The sequence below is a fragment of the Salinactinospora qingdaonensis genome, from assembly GCF_039539445.1.
GTDB classification, from domain to species: domain Bacteria; phylum Actinomycetota; class Actinomycetes; order Streptosporangiales; family Streptosporangiaceae; genus Salinactinospora; species Salinactinospora qingdaonensis.
The window spans coordinates 122954-135889 of sequence record NZ_BAABDD010000014.1 but is presented as its reverse complement, the minus strand read 5'-3'; the positions used below and the strand labels follow the sequence as shown (position 1 = coordinate 135889).

Here is a 12936-nt window from a genome sequence, read left to right as displayed (position 1 = left end):
TTTCCCGTCGCTCGTGCCTCGATCGCTGCGCGATCTCAGCAGCCAGGGGTGGGCTGTGCTTGGGGTGGGCGCCCTAGCGCCGCGCCCCACGGGAGTTCACCCCACTGCTGAGGGCGGGCTGTACTTGAGGCGGGCGCCCTAGGCGTGGGCAACACCCTGACGCGGACCAGCCAAATCGCGATAGCCCGTATCTGGGGGCGGGGTGCCCTAGCCTGGCGCCGTGCTGCGAGAGGGCGCCCCTTTGCCACGGGGCGCTGCTACGTCGAGGCCGGTACCCATGTGGAGCACGGCGGCTGCCCCGTGCCACGGCGTGGCGGGGCCTGTCGCGAGGCCCGAGGCGGGGGTGTCTCAGGAGCACGGCTTTCAACGCGGCGCAGCGGGCACGCCTGCCGCTAGACCCGAGGCGGGGGTGTCTCAGGAGCACGGCTTTCAACGCGGCGCAGCGGGCACGCCTGCCGCTAGACCCGAGGCGGGGGTGGCTCAGGAGCGCGGCTTTCAACGCGGCGCAGCGGGCACGCCTGCCGCTAGACCTGGGGAGGGATGTCACCCGCTGTTGGTTTCGAGCTATAGCAGCGTTCCTTCACGCTGGGGGCTACTCGTAGCGCTTCACACACCCCGGAGCCACCGTGCCCCCCACACTCTTCCCACCTCACCCCCGCCACCGCGCCCCCTTCAGGCTGCCGAGATCGCGAAGCGATCGAGGCACGAGCGAACGCCGCACCCTCCCAGCCCGCCAGCCACAGACTCCGCACACGAAGAGCACACAGCGGCCAGGAGCGGAACATGTAGCCGAGCGGGACCATCCCCGCACCCCCGGGGAGCACGCCCTCTCTGATGAGCGCCGCACGGACAACGCTGGACCATCCCCGCGTGCGCGGGGAGCACGAGGCGATGCGTGAGCGTGACCGGGTGGTGGCGGGACCATCCCCGCATGCGCGGGGAGCACTCCAGCGCGCCGGCCGTGTCGTGCGCTACCGAGGGACCATCCCCGCACGCGCGGGGAGCACCTCACCGCCGAGAGCGAGTGGGACACATGGGAGGGACCATCCCCGCACGCGCGGGGAGCACACCATCAGCAGCATGAGTTTGGCATGCCAAACCGGGACCATCCCCGCACGCGCGGGGAGCACTCCCCGATGCGAGTGGCCGCCGGGGTGGGGCTGGGACCATCCCCGCACGCGCGGGGAGCACGCATGATCCTGGATGACGATGAGGAGTTTCAGGAGGACCATCCCCGCACGCGCGGGGAGCACGGTAGATGTGCTCCAGCCCCACCGTGACCGGGGGGACCATCCCCGCACGCGCGGGGAGCACGGTAGATGTGCTCCAGCCCCACCGTGACCGGGGGGACCATCCCCGCACGCGCGGGGAGCACTCAATATGGGTCGCGGCTCCCGACGTCACGTAGGGACCATCCCCGCACGCGCGGGGAGCACCGCCTCCACCTGCCCGCCGTCGAGGGGGCGGCGGGACCATCCCCGCACGCGCGGGGAGCACCACCCCCTTCCTTCATATATTTCCCCAGTTAGGGGACCATCCCCGCACGCGCGGGGAGCACGGTTGTCATGGTCTCCGATACGCGCTTTTGACGGGACCATCCCCGCACGCGCGGGGAGCACCCCGATGGACGGGGGCAACCGCTACACCTCCCCGGGACCATCCCCGCACGCGCGGGGAGCACGAGGCCACGGTGGTGGCGACGTGGCTCCAGTCGGGACCATCCCCGCACGCGCGGGGAGCACTGCCGAAAACATGGGAAGCAAGTGGAACTAATGGGACCATCCCCGCACGCGCGGGGAGCACATGTCCCCGATGACCGGCCGCGTATTCACCGAGGGACCATCCCCGCACGCGCGGGGAGCACCCCTTCGTCACCCTTGCTCAGGTTGATCAACGGGGGACCATCCCCGCACGCGCGGGGAGCACAGCATGGCGATGTAGGCGTCGCCGGAGATCGTGGGACCATCCCCGCACGCGCGGGGAGCACCCTCGTTGACCTGCGACGCTATCGGCGGGACATGGCTGTTTTGACCACTTGTTGAGAATTGGACAAAACAGACATAGCGAGCCTCCTACCGATTTCCGAAACGGCGGCGTTTGGAGGCTTTGCTCCAGCCTTTGGGTTTGGAGGTCGTCGACGCGACCTGCCGTTCGTTCGGGCGCTGGATCAGCGTCAGCCCCTCGTGGTCCACGGGGCGCCATTTGTGGTCGTAGGTCTCGAAGGTGAACCCCTGTTCGTTGTTGGTGCTGTAGGCGAGCAGAGCCCGGCCATTGCCGGCGTACTGCTGCACTTCAGCCCAGAGCGCTGCTCGGATGCGCGCTGAGGGACCGCCGATGAAGACTCCGGCGGAGATCTCCAGCAGCCAGCGGGTCAGGAAGCCCCGTAGCCCTTCAGGGCAGTTGGTGAGCACGATGACCGTCACCAGATCACCCCGTCGCGATGGTTACGACCGGAGTCCACGGTCATCCCCCCGTCGACTTGCAAACCGACACGGTCGGGGGCGTCCTCGGTGACGTCCGCCTCCGGCTCGTCGGTGATCAGCAGGTCCTTGATGTCCTGCACGCAGCGGTCGAGCAGACCGACCTCGTTGACCTTGTCGCGGATGGCTCGCCGCGTTCGGGCTCCGACCTCCTCAGAACTCTCGGCGGCGACCTCGAAGGCGGTGGGGATTCCGATGTCGGTCTTGTAGAGGTCGGCCACATCCAGCACGAACGACAACTCGTGCCCGGAGTGGACGAACCCCAGCCCCGGAGCGCACCCCAGAGCGGCGACCACGGCTTGGGCGATGCCGTAGAGGCACTGCGCGGCGGCGGTGATGCCCTGGTTGGGCGGGTCGCCGGAGTCGAAGTCTCCCGGGATGAAACGTCGCCCGTGCCATGGCACCCCGACTCGCTTGGCCTCCTTGTGGTAGAAAGCCTCGACCCGCTTCCCCTCCTTACCGAGGAGTTGCCGGCGAGTACTCCCCGCCGGGTCCTCGTCGGGGAAGCGCAGCTTGTACATCGCGCGGGCCACCTCCAGGCGGGTACGGCGGTTGGCCCACGCCGTAGCCTGTGCCTCCACCAGTGCCGAGGAGCGCGTCAGCGACTTGCCGCCCGCGTAGAAGCGCACGCCGTGCTCTCCCACCCACACGACGCCGGCTCCGCTGTCGCCGAGCACACTCATCGCCTGGTGGGTGACGCGCGTGCCCGGCCCCAGCAGCAGAGTCCCGATGGTGGCCGAGGGGATGTGCTTGACGCCCTCACCGTCCTCGGCGGTGAGGGCGTTGGACTCGCGGTGAACCGTGCACCGCTCCAGGTAGACGAACGACAACCGATCCCCCACGCGGGTGAGTTCGCTCGGCTTGGCGGTGCTGCGTTTACCGACCGTCGACACCGCTGCGCTCACCGCCCCGGAGCCAGGGTCATGAGCCCGCAGCCGTAGGCTTTGCCGCGCCCCAGTCCCGCCGTCAGGGTGCGGCGCAGCGCTTCGGGGTCGGTGACCTCCAGCCGACCATCGAAGGTGGCCGTGGTCAGCGACACCGGCTTGCGTCGTTCGCCACCGCCCTGCCTTCCGCCCGACCGCGCGCTCCCCGATTTGTGGAACGCGGAGTTGCGCCGGTCGCGCACGATCAGCTCGTACTCGTCGCCTTCGGGCAGCCGACGCTGCTCCTCAGACTTTTCCACCACCCGGAACCCGGCGCTCTCCTGGCGTTTAAGCAGCCAGCCGATCTGATGGCGCGGGGTGACGTGCGCGGTGACCTTGGTCGGCTCGCTGGGGGTGCGGCGGATGCTGTGCACCGGGTTGGCGGTGAGCCGGAACTGCCAGGTGTCACCCTTGCTCAGCCGCGACAGGAACGGCGCGTAGTCGTAGGTCTGCCACGTGCCCGTACTAGGCCAGCCGGCCTGCTCGACCATGTGGGTGAGGTCGGGCTTGACGGGGCTGACGATGTAGAGGAACACCTCGGCCTTGTCGTTGCGGTCGACGCGCCACAGCACGCGCGGCCCGTTGCTGTCGCTGGGCAGCACCTCAGCGAAGGAACTCATGACGGCGGCGTGCATGACCTGCGGCGACGACAGCAGCTTGCGCGCGCCCACCCGGTGGGTGTTGATGCGAAACCGGGTCAGATGCATCAGTCGCCTTCCAAGGGAAGTACAGGATTGTGCTCGGGAACGGCGGATTGGGTCTGCGAGGTGTCCGCCCGCCTGTGGGGGTTGGCTACCCGCACGGTGCCTGAGCGCACCGCCCGCAGCGCGTAGCGGCGGTGCAGCGGGTCGAAGCTGAGCGGCAGATCGCGCAGGCTGTCGGTGCGGACATCGTCGGGTTCGGCGTCGACGAAGACGTCGAGGCTCACCTCGCGCTCGCCGCGCCTGCGGCGCTGATGCCACTCGGCGGCCTGCCACGGCTCGTCGGCCAGGACGCGCTCCACCGTGGCGTCGCGGTGGAGGCCGAGGTCGACTGGGTGGGCCGGCGGGCAGGAGCGTCGCCCCAGGTAGGGCAGGTAGACCGGCTGGCGCACCGCGCGGTACAGCTCCTCGACCAGGGCGTGCTCTCCCTCGACGGCGGCCACGAAGACGGCGTCGGCCAGGTAGAAGCGTTCCGAGACCGGCATGGAATTGCCCGTGTCGAGGTGCTTGGCGGTCTGGTAGTCGCGCACCCGGACGCCGCGCTGGTCGACGCGCACCCCGAACCGCAACCGGGCCAGGTCGGACAGGTCGTCGGTGCGTTCGCGCCCCTGGGCCGCGGCGAGTAGCCCGAGGATGCCGCTCTTGGTGGGGGCGTTCTCGGTGGTGCGGCGCGCGAAGCGGGCCGCAGCCCCCCACGCCTGGAGGGGGCCGGCCAGCCGCAGCGCGAGAGCACTCATGTCGCGGAAGCCGTGCGCTGGACGACCGCCGTGCCGACGGCCGAGACCAGCTCGGGCAGCGACAGCTCGGTGCCCAGCCCGGCCAGTTTCTCGGTGCTCTCCCCCACGCGCAGCACCCACGTGTCGGTGCCGTCCTCGGCGCCGTAGGTGCGTTCGATCTGGGGGATGTGGTGGGCCAGCCGCTCGCTGGCGCCGCGCAGTTGGCCACGCCCCGAGGCCGCCTGCACCGGCTCCTCGAAGGCGCCGACGAAGCTGATGGGGCGCGCCTCGCGCAGCTTGACGATGACCGCGTCAGGCAGCGTGTGGTTGCCGAACGTGTTGACCTTTCCGCTGGGTAGCGACTCCACGAAGCCGCGCACGAACGCCTCGACGGCGCGGCGCACCGGCTCGGCGACCGACTCGTCCTCGCGCAGCCCCTCCCCCAGGTTCTTGCGCAGCAGGTCGACGTCGACGGCAGCGTAGCGGTACAGCGTGGCCGAGTTGAACTCGACGGTGCCGATCATGCCTGCGCCCGGCTCGGCCTCGGTCTGGTGGTCGTCGACGGCGGTGTAGTAGTCCGACTCGTTCTCGACGGCGTGGACGCTGATGGCGTGGGCGACCTGGGCTGCGGCGTCGACGTTGATGTCGGCACCGTCGGCGACCATGCGGCCGAACAGGGCGATGTCGACCGAGTGGCGGGTGTCGGCGATCTGCTTGGCTTTGTCCTTGTTGGCCTTGTCCTTGAAGAACGCCTTGATGTCGTCGCGGCCGGCCACGGCGAGTTCGGCGAGGCCGTCGAGCTGGCGGGCGCTGAGGAACAGCAGGTAGGAGGATTCGGGGGCGGGCTCGCTGTCGCCGCGGTCCTTGGCCGTGGTGGCCTTGCGCTTGGGCACCTCGATCTTGGAGCCGGTGGCGGTATGCACGGTCTCGGCGGCCAGGGGCCATGCCTCCTCGTGTGTGATGGAGTTGTCGAGCTTGTGGATGCGCTCGGCCAGCAGTTCGGCCACCCGCTTGGTTCGCGTGCCCAGCTCGCTGGGGTCGAGCAGGTCCTTGAAAGCCAGGCGGGTGGCGCGCTTCCACGCCTGGCTGGAGACGCGGGCGCGGCGCGCCCCACCGTAGACGGCGGTCTTGGGGCTGCCGGTGTCGTCGCGGTTGAGGTTGCTCGGCGGGACGGTCTGCAACACATGCAGGTCAAGAATGGTGCGGCTCACGAGTCGTCCTTGTCAGTCGTAGTGGTATCGGTGTCGGGGGCGGATTCTTGGGCCGGTTCCGCGCCGGCTTGGGGGTTCTCTTCGGTGCCGGTGCCACCGGCGGCTTTGGGGCGGTATGCCTGGAAGCCCCGGCCCCAGGAGAGCCGGACCTCCTTCATGCCCTCCTTGCGGCCGTCTTGCCGCTGACTCGGCACGCCGTAGAACTCTTGGGCCACCAGGTAGAGCTGGTCAGCGAGGCGCCCGTAGTCGAGCGGGACCGCGTCACGGCGCAGCAGCGTGACGATTTCACGCAACCGCTCAGCCAGGGAGCGCAGGTTCGTCGCGGTGCCAACCTCCACGAAGCGCCTACGCAGCGGCTCGTCGATCTCGGTGGTGGGCATCAGCCGCCGCACGGCGCCACCCAGGTCGTAGCCGGCGCGGTGCATCCTTTCGGTGCGGTGGGACTGCTGGTGCGTGGCGTAGAGGGTCAGCGCGGTGTGGGCAGCAAACTCGGCGGCTCTGGTCCGCTTCTCGCGGTGCTCTTCGCTTTCTCCCTTTCTCTTCGCGGGGATCGAGTAGAGGTCGGCGTCCAGAGCGAGTCCCCACAGCTCGGGGACGTCCTCGATGGGCTTGCCCGCGCCACGACGCAGCCGGGCGAGGATACCGACTGCTTCGGACTTGTCCTTGAGGTAGCCCTTCTGTAGTTCCTCGACGCGGGTGTCGACGAAGGCGCCGACTTCGCGCAGCGAGAAGTCTCGCTTGTCGGTGGTGGTTGTGGTCATGCGTGCGCCCCAGCGGTCTGTGGTGTCTCCCCGGAGGGGATCTGCTCGGAAGAGGTCTGTTCAGATCCGGGATCGGCCTCGGAATCGGCGTTGGACATGGGCAGCGCCTTTCGCAGCGCGGTACGGAACGTCCAGTCGGCGCGGGAGGCGGTGAGCCAGACCGAGCCGTTGCTGGTGTCGATGACCCGGCCGGTCCACGCGGCTTCACCGGCCTCGTTAACCAGCTCGGTGCCGAGCCGGCTGACGATGCGGTGGGCCTCGCGCTGCCAGTCGCGGCGGCGCTGACCGGGGTCTTGGTCGGAGGCGAGGCTTTGCAGCCAGTCGCGGAAGGGGCCGTCGAGCGTGCCGAAACCCCGGTCGCGGGCGCTGTCGCGGGGCGCCTCGGTCGCGTCCCCGGCGGCGTCGGCCAGGTTGGCGGCGAGGTGACCCAACGTGGTGACGGCGTTCTCGGCGTCGTTGACGGCGTCGATTGCGGTCTGGCCCAGTCCGCGGTCGCGTTCGCGCAGCACCACGACGTTCATGGCCACGGCGTCGTCGACGATCTCGTCGATGACCGATTGCTGGGTGCCGTAGACGGCGCTGACGAGCCGGGCACGGACGCGGTGCTCGTCTTCCAAGAACCCTTCGACGGCGAGCTGAGCGATCCAGTCCAAGACGCGCGGCAACACGATGTCGGCGGCTTCCTTACCCTGCTCGGCGCCGCGGGTGCGGCCCGCGATCAGCGCCCCCAGGCCGCGCCACGCGGCGCGGGCCGGGTCGTGCTCGCGCGGCAGGTAGACCTGCGGCAGTTTCAGCTTCTTCTCCTGGGGCTGGCTGCGCCGCCACCCGGTCATGGGTTCACGGTCGTGCTTGTTGTGGGCGGCCAGCGGGTCGCCGTAGGACAGCAGCACGCCGTAGACGCCCTCGGCGTCGTAGTGCAGCCGCACCCGGCGGGTCTGCCATGTGTAGAGGTCACGCACCCCTGAGGGGCGGCCGGCGGTGTCGGCCGGGGCGGCGGTGTTCTGGGGACGGCGCCAAGCGGGCCGGTCATCCTTGTCGATCTTGAGGTTGCCGGTGTCGGCGGCGATGAGGTTGAGCAGTAGCGTCTCGCGCAGGCTGTCGCCTTCGACGAACACCCCGCCCAGCGAGCCGGCCCATCCCACGCCCTGCGGGTAGCCCTTACCGTTCTTGGCGCGCGGGTCGCCCACCGGCCCGGACTTGATGCCGGCAGGGTCGTAGGCGTGGGCGTGTACGACCCAGCGGGCGGCCTCGGCGAAGCCGAGCCGGTCGACGCCGCGGGCGCGCATGGTGAAGAAGGGGGCGCCGTTGGGGACGTCGGCGACGATGCGGTCCAGCGCCGAATACTCTCCCTTGGCCGTGTGCAGGTCGGCCACCTGGAAGAAGGGGTGTTCGGGGTGCAGCAGGTCGAAGCGGTCGCGGTGACGCTCCAGATACTCCACCACATCGCCGGCGGGAATCCCCTCCTGCCACAGCTCGTGCCAGGTTTCGGCGTCCTCCGGCCCTCCGACGGCGTCGTGCAGGATCGCCAGCAGCAGCCGCAGCAGCGCGAACTCCTGGGTGGGCACGTCCCCCACGAGGCGGCGCAACCGGTCGGCTCGCTCGAAGACCTCCCGCAGCGACAGCTCCTCCTCGACGCCGTCGAGCCGCTGCACCGGCAGCCACGGCCGCGTGGTCAGGTCGAAGGAAGCGGCGGACTCATTGGGCATGGTGCACCTCAAGACCGTTGAACGGGGTGTAGTGGAGATCGAATCCTGCCAGAGAGGCCCGACAGTCCTCGTCGAGAACGAGGATCAGCTCGCCGGCCAGCCAATACGACTCCTTGGCCTGCCACGCCTCGACGCAGGCGGCCTCAAGCTCCTCGATGGCGCGATCAAGCACGTCGGAGAAGCTGAACTGGTAGGGCAGCCGCAGCCCGCAGGCGGCGACCGTGCGGGCGAGGGGAGGCGGCGGCACCGCGCCGGTGGGCAACTCCCGCCCACCCTTGTTGTCGGCCAGCCACGGCACCGTGGCAAGCGTGCCGTCAGCGCGGCGCTGCACCACCAGCACCTCCAAGGTGTCGTTGATGTCGCGGACCTGCGCCCGGCCGCCGCGGGTCTCGTCGGCGTCACCCATACCGGCATCGATCCAGCCCACAAGGGCGCGCCCGGCCCGCCCAGCGGGGTTGAGCAGGAATTTTCCCGCATTGGAGCGCTGGTTGGCCTGGTGATCGTCGTGCTCCTTGCGGGCGGTGGCCATGGCCTCCTGCCACTGCGGCGGCCCGACCGGCTCGTCGCCATAGGCGCGGCGCACCAGCGGGCTGATGTCGCCGGGCAGGCCGACGACGTTGCCGAGACGACCGTCTTCGGCGCTCGCGGGCACACCAGGAGCGTCTTCGGCTTCGGCCAGATAGGGGTCCAGCACGGCCAGCGAGCGCAGCAGCGGATGGCGATAGTAGATGCGCTGCGACCCCGCCACCGGCTCGGGCGGCACCGTCTCCCAGTCCACGCCGGTGATCAGGCAGCGGGCGGTGCGCAACGGCCGGGGCCGCTGGCTTTGGCCCTCGCCGCGCGGGTGACGGTGCAGTCTCCCCATACGCTGCAACAGCAGGTCGACGGGGGCGAGGTCGCTGACCATGAGATCGAAGTCGATGTCCAACGACTGCTCGACCACCTGACTGGCCACCACGATGCGCGTGTGGGGACGTTTCCCACCGAGTTCAGCGACCTTCTCCGGCGGGCCGAAGTCGGCCAACAGCGCCTCGTCCTTGGCCAGCCGGTCCAGATCCAGAAACCGCGCATGCGCTACGGTCACCCGCTCGTCGCCGAACCGCCGCCGCAGGTGCGCCGCCGTCTCGTGCACCCGGTTGACGGTGTTACGCACCACCACCGCACACCCGCCCTCGGCGAGATCCTCAGCCAACCGGTCGGCGAGCGTGTCAAGATCGTCGGCCAAGCGCTCCACCGCCACGTCGGTGCCGCGCCCCGACGCCTCGGGCGCCGACAGCCGCGGCTCAGTGCCAGGGGCGGCCGTCGTCAGCAGCGGGTAGTCCCGAGCCTGCTCCACCGGCGCGAAAGCCGCGTCGTCCTCCTCGGTTCCGGAGTAGGCTGCGGCGAGCGCGCGCCGCCGCTGCGGGGGCAGGGTGGCCGAGAGCACGACCACCGGCACCCCGTAGGCGCCCAGCCACTCCAGCACCCGGGCCAGGTAGGAACTCATGTAGGTGTCGTAGGCGTGGGCTTCGTCGATCACCACGACCTTGCCGGCCACGGCGAGATGGCGCAGCGCCAAGTGGCGGCTCTTCAACCCCGCGAAGAGCAATTGGTCGATCGTGCCGACGACGAACGACGACAGCATCGCCTTCTTACGGCCCCGCAGCCAGTGGTGGGCGACCAGCTCGGCCGAGGCCGATCGGGCGTCCTCGCTGTGGCGCCAGGCGTCGCCGGTGCCGTCGCGGTCAAGGTCATGCTGGCGCCGCCCGGCCCGCATCAGCTCGGCGAAGTCCCGGTTGAGCGCGGCCTTGGAGTGTTGCAGCGCCACCGAGTGCGCGCCGGTATCGGCGCGCTCGTCGGGAAGACGCTCCAGCCAGTCCAGCAGCCGGGGAAACATAGCGTTGCCGGTGGCCATGGTGGGCAGCGCCACGAAGCAGCCGCCCGCGCCGGAGCGGGCGGCGAAGATCTCGGCGGCGGCGAGCGCGGCCTCGGTCTTGCCCTCTCCCATCGGTGCCTCGATCACCAGCAGGCCGGGGGTGGGCAGCTCGCGCGCCAGCCGCACGGCCTCCCGCTGCACCGGCCGAATCCGCGCGCCTTCCGGCAGGTCGAAGCGCTGCGCGAACAGCTCCTCGGCCGGCTGTGTGGGCTCGGTCGCCGCCCAGGGGGCGGGCAGGTTCAGCTCGCGCCACGCGGTGTCGAGGCGTTCGGGGTCGCTGCCGCGCTCGCCGGGGAAGTAGGGGAACAGGTCGGGGTTGCTGGCGATCCAGTCGGCGACGATGACCAGCGCCGTCAGCAACACCTGCACCGGCTGCGGGAGCTTCACTCGCTGCCAGGCGGCCAGCCGCTCCCCCACCCCGCACGCGGCGGTGGCGACGTCGAGCAGTTCGTCCTGCACCCCGCGCCAGATGTCCTCGCTGCCGCGTGTGCGCAGCAGCGAGGGGTGGTTGCCCAACTCATTGATGGCCGGATAGTTGGGCGGCACCCCGTGGTGGCCGCCGGCGATGATGACGAACTGGCCGGTGGCGGCTTTGGGCCAGCCGTGCCGCTCGACGAGCCACTGTTGCAGCAGCAGTTGTCCGGCCAACCCGTGCGGGGCGAGCTTGCGGTCGGGCATCTGCCGGTACAGCGGCATGTCGAGTCCGCATCGGCGCATCGCCTCGGCGAGCCCTTCGACCTGGCAAGCGAAGGCAGGAGTTGCTTTGCCGATGTCGTGGGTGGCGGCCAGCCACACCGCCAACCGCCGCGCGTCCTCGGCACCGCCGGGCAGCGCGTCGACGATGAGTCGCCGCACCTGGGTGGGCACCCACTCGTCCCACAGACGCCCGGCGACGCCAGCGCTGTCGGCCATGTGCCGCCACAACGGCAGCCAGCCGTCACTACGGCGATCGTGCTTGGCCCACACCGAGTACGCGGCGTCGGACAGCCCATCAGCCCAGCTACCAGCCGGGGAACCCTCATCGACCATGGGAAGCATTCAAGTGAACGAGGGCCACCGACGTCCCGAAAAGCCACAAACCAGCCTGACCGCATCCGGCCACAGGCTCCCAGAGGAGAGGACAAGAAACATCAACGATCCGCATGCCCCCTCCTCTGGGACACACCCCATCCCCGCATGCGCGGGGAGCACGTCGAAACCCGGCTGATCCAGCAGGCGTACAAGGGACCATCCCCGCGTGCGCGGGGAGCACCGGAACTCCTCACTTTGGGTCACGCTTTGTGCGGGGCCATCTCTGCGTGCGGGGACCTGTGGCACGGGCGGGGATTTGGTTTGAGCAGACCAGAACCCGTTTTCCGCCGCTCGTGCCTCGATCGCTTCGCGATCTCAGCAGCCAGGGGTGGGCTGCGCCTGGGGTGGGGCTCTAACCTGGCGCCGTCCCTCGGGGGATCTGTCGCAGGGGATTGTGCCGGGGGGTCACCTGCCACTTCTCGGGGGATGCCACCTGCCCTCGGGCGGCTGCGCTCACCAGACCCCGTATGCGGGGAGGTTGTCGCCTGCTTGTTGCGTGTCGACCTAGCGCAGCGTTCCTTCACCCGGGCGGCCCCCGGCCTCGTTTCATGCCCCTCAACTACCGCGCCCCCATACCTCTCGTGTCCCCCATGCTTCTCGTGTCCCCCATGCTTCTCGTGTTCCCCATGCTTCTCGTGTTCCCCAGCCACCGCGCCCCCTCAGGCTGCTGAGATCGCGGAGCGATCGAGGCACGAGCGGACGACACACTCTCCCACCCCGCCAAGCACAACCACCCCCTGTGCGGGAAGCACCGCACCTTCAACGGTGAGGGGGCGGAAACATACAGACCATCCCCCCGTGCGCGGGGAGCACTCCATGGCCCACAAATACGCCCTGGTGCAGGCGGAACCATCCCCGCGTGCGCGGGGAGCACCGCGCCGCATCCACCCCGCAGACCTAGACACCGGGACCATCCCCGCGTGCGCGGGGAGCACTCAGCTCCGAAGAGAGCTTCGATACCTTCAGTGGGACCATCCCCGCACGCGCGGGGAGCACTATTGGCGCCCGGCCGCGCGGCGCAGCCAGGCGGGACCATCCCCGCACGCGCGGGGAGCACAGTTCCACCCACGACGCGCCAAGGGTGTCCGCGGGACCATCCCCGCACGCGCGGGGAGCACTGGCCACCGGTCCCGTAGCGGAGCCGAGGAGCTGGACCATCCCCGCACGCGCGGGGAGCACCAGTTGTCTACAGGTACGCGCATAACGGGACGGGGGACCATCCCCGCACGCGCGGGGAGCACCACGGTCGGCACGGCCGCGTTGACGGCTGGACAGGGACCATCCCCGCGTGCGCGGGGAGCACGAACCGGGCCGCGGCCCTGATGCCCGGGGGCGGGGACCATCCCCGCGTGCGCGGGGAGCACCTCGTGACTAGATCCCCCAATGCACTCATATCGGGACCATCCCCGCGTGCGCGGGGAGCACCCTTCACCAGATACGGCAGGTACTCCA

General features: G+C 70.0%; 8 protein-coding genes and 2 CRISPR repeat arrays (1 of these 10 running past the window's edge). All 8 genes read right to left on the bottom strand.

Going from position 1 to position 12936, the window contains the following annotated elements:
• Positions 1 to 795: 795 nt before the first annotated feature.
• Positions 796 to 1987: a CRISPR direct-repeat array (repeat unit 29 nt; unit sequence GGGACCATCCCCGCACGCGCGGGGAGCAC).
• Positions 1988 to 2072: 85 nt separating this feature from the next.
• The 8 genes from cas2e to cas3 are packed head-to-tail and all read right to left on the bottom strand — an operon-like array spanning position 2073 to position 11451.
• Positions 2073 to 2423, bottom strand: a complete 351-nt coding sequence (gene cas2e / locus ABD848_RS15785; protein WP_344972569.1) for a type I-E CRISPR-associated endoribonuclease Cas2e — start codon at positions 2421 to 2423, stop codon at positions 2073 to 2075.
• Positions 2420 to 3373: a type I-E CRISPR-associated endonuclease Cas1e gene (gene cas1e, locus ABD848_RS15780; RefSeq protein ID WP_344972567.1), complete on the bottom strand. Its 954-nt coding sequence runs from the start codon at positions 3371 to 3373 to the stop codon at positions 2420 to 2422. Before cas1e ends, cas2e begins: the two co-directional genes overlap by 4 nt.
• A gap of 8 nt (positions 3374 to 3381) precedes the next feature.
• Positions 3382 to 4110 (bottom strand): type I-E CRISPR-associated protein Cas6/Cse3/CasE, encoded by a 729-nt coding sequence (gene cas6e / locus ABD848_RS15775; RefSeq protein ID WP_344972565.1) that lies wholly within the window; start codon positions 4108 to 4110, stop codon positions 3382 to 3384.
• Positions 4110 to 4841 carry a type I-E CRISPR-associated protein Cas5/CasD gene (gene cas5e, locus ABD848_RS15770; protein WP_344972563.1) on the bottom strand — a complete coding sequence of 244 codons (732 nt, stop codon included), beginning with the start codon at positions 4839 to 4841 and terminating at the stop codon, positions 4110 to 4112. Before cas5e ends, cas6e begins: the two co-directional genes overlap by 1 nt.
• Positions 4838 to 6031, bottom strand: a complete 1194-nt coding sequence (gene cas7e / locus ABD848_RS15765) for a type I-E CRISPR-associated protein Cas7/Cse4/CasC (RefSeq protein ID WP_344972561.1) — start codon at positions 6029 to 6031, stop codon at positions 4838 to 4840. The genes cas5e and cas7e overlap by 4 nt, the downstream gene beginning before the upstream one ends.
• On the bottom strand, positions 6028 to 6792 hold the full coding sequence (gene casB / locus ABD848_RS15760) for a type I-E CRISPR-associated protein Cse2/CasB (protein ID WP_344972559.1): 765 nt from the start codon (positions 6790 to 6792) through the stop codon (positions 6028 to 6030). The genes cas7e and casB overlap by 4 nt, the downstream gene beginning before the upstream one ends.
• The gene (gene casA / locus ABD848_RS15755; RefSeq protein WP_344972557.1) at positions 6789 to 8498 is read right to left on the bottom strand and encodes a type I-E CRISPR-associated protein Cse1/CasA; all 1710 of its coding nucleotides are present in this window, start codon (positions 8496 to 8498) and stop codon (positions 6789 to 6791) included. The genes casB and casA overlap by 4 nt, the downstream gene beginning before the upstream one ends.
• Positions 8488 to 11451, bottom strand: a complete 2964-nt coding sequence (gene cas3, locus ABD848_RS15750) for a CRISPR-associated helicase Cas3' (protein ID WP_425567556.1) — start codon at positions 11449 to 11451, stop codon at positions 8488 to 8490. The genes casA and cas3 overlap by 11 nt, the downstream gene beginning before the upstream one ends.
• A gap of 817 nt (positions 11452 to 12268) precedes the next feature.
• A CRISPR array of direct repeats spans positions 12269 to 12936; the repeat unit is 29 nt; unit sequence GGGACCATCCCCGCACGCGCGGGGAGCAC; it runs 217 nt beyond the window's last position.

What these genes read in the sequence shown, in the direction of transcription:
- cas5e (WP_344972563.1), bottom strand. Translation starts at nt 4,841, where the DNA reads ATGAGTGCTCTCGCGCTGCGGCTGGCCGGCCCCCTCCAGGCGTGGGGG.
- cas6e (WP_344972565.1), bottom strand. Translation starts at nt 4,110, where the DNA reads ATGCATCTGACCCGGTTTCGCATCAACACCCACCGGGTGGGCGCGCGC.
- cas3 (WP_425567556.1), bottom strand. Translation starts at nt 11,451, where the DNA reads ATGCTTCCCATGGTCGATGAGGGTTCCCCGGCTGGTAGCTGGGCTGAT.
- casB (WP_344972559.1), bottom strand. Translation starts at nt 6,792, where the DNA reads ATGACCACAACCACCACCGACAAGCGAGACTTCTCGCTGCGCGAAGTC.
- casA (WP_344972557.1), bottom strand. Translation starts at nt 8,498, where the DNA reads ATGCCCAATGAGTCCGCCGCTTCCTTCGACCTGACCACGCGGCCGTGG.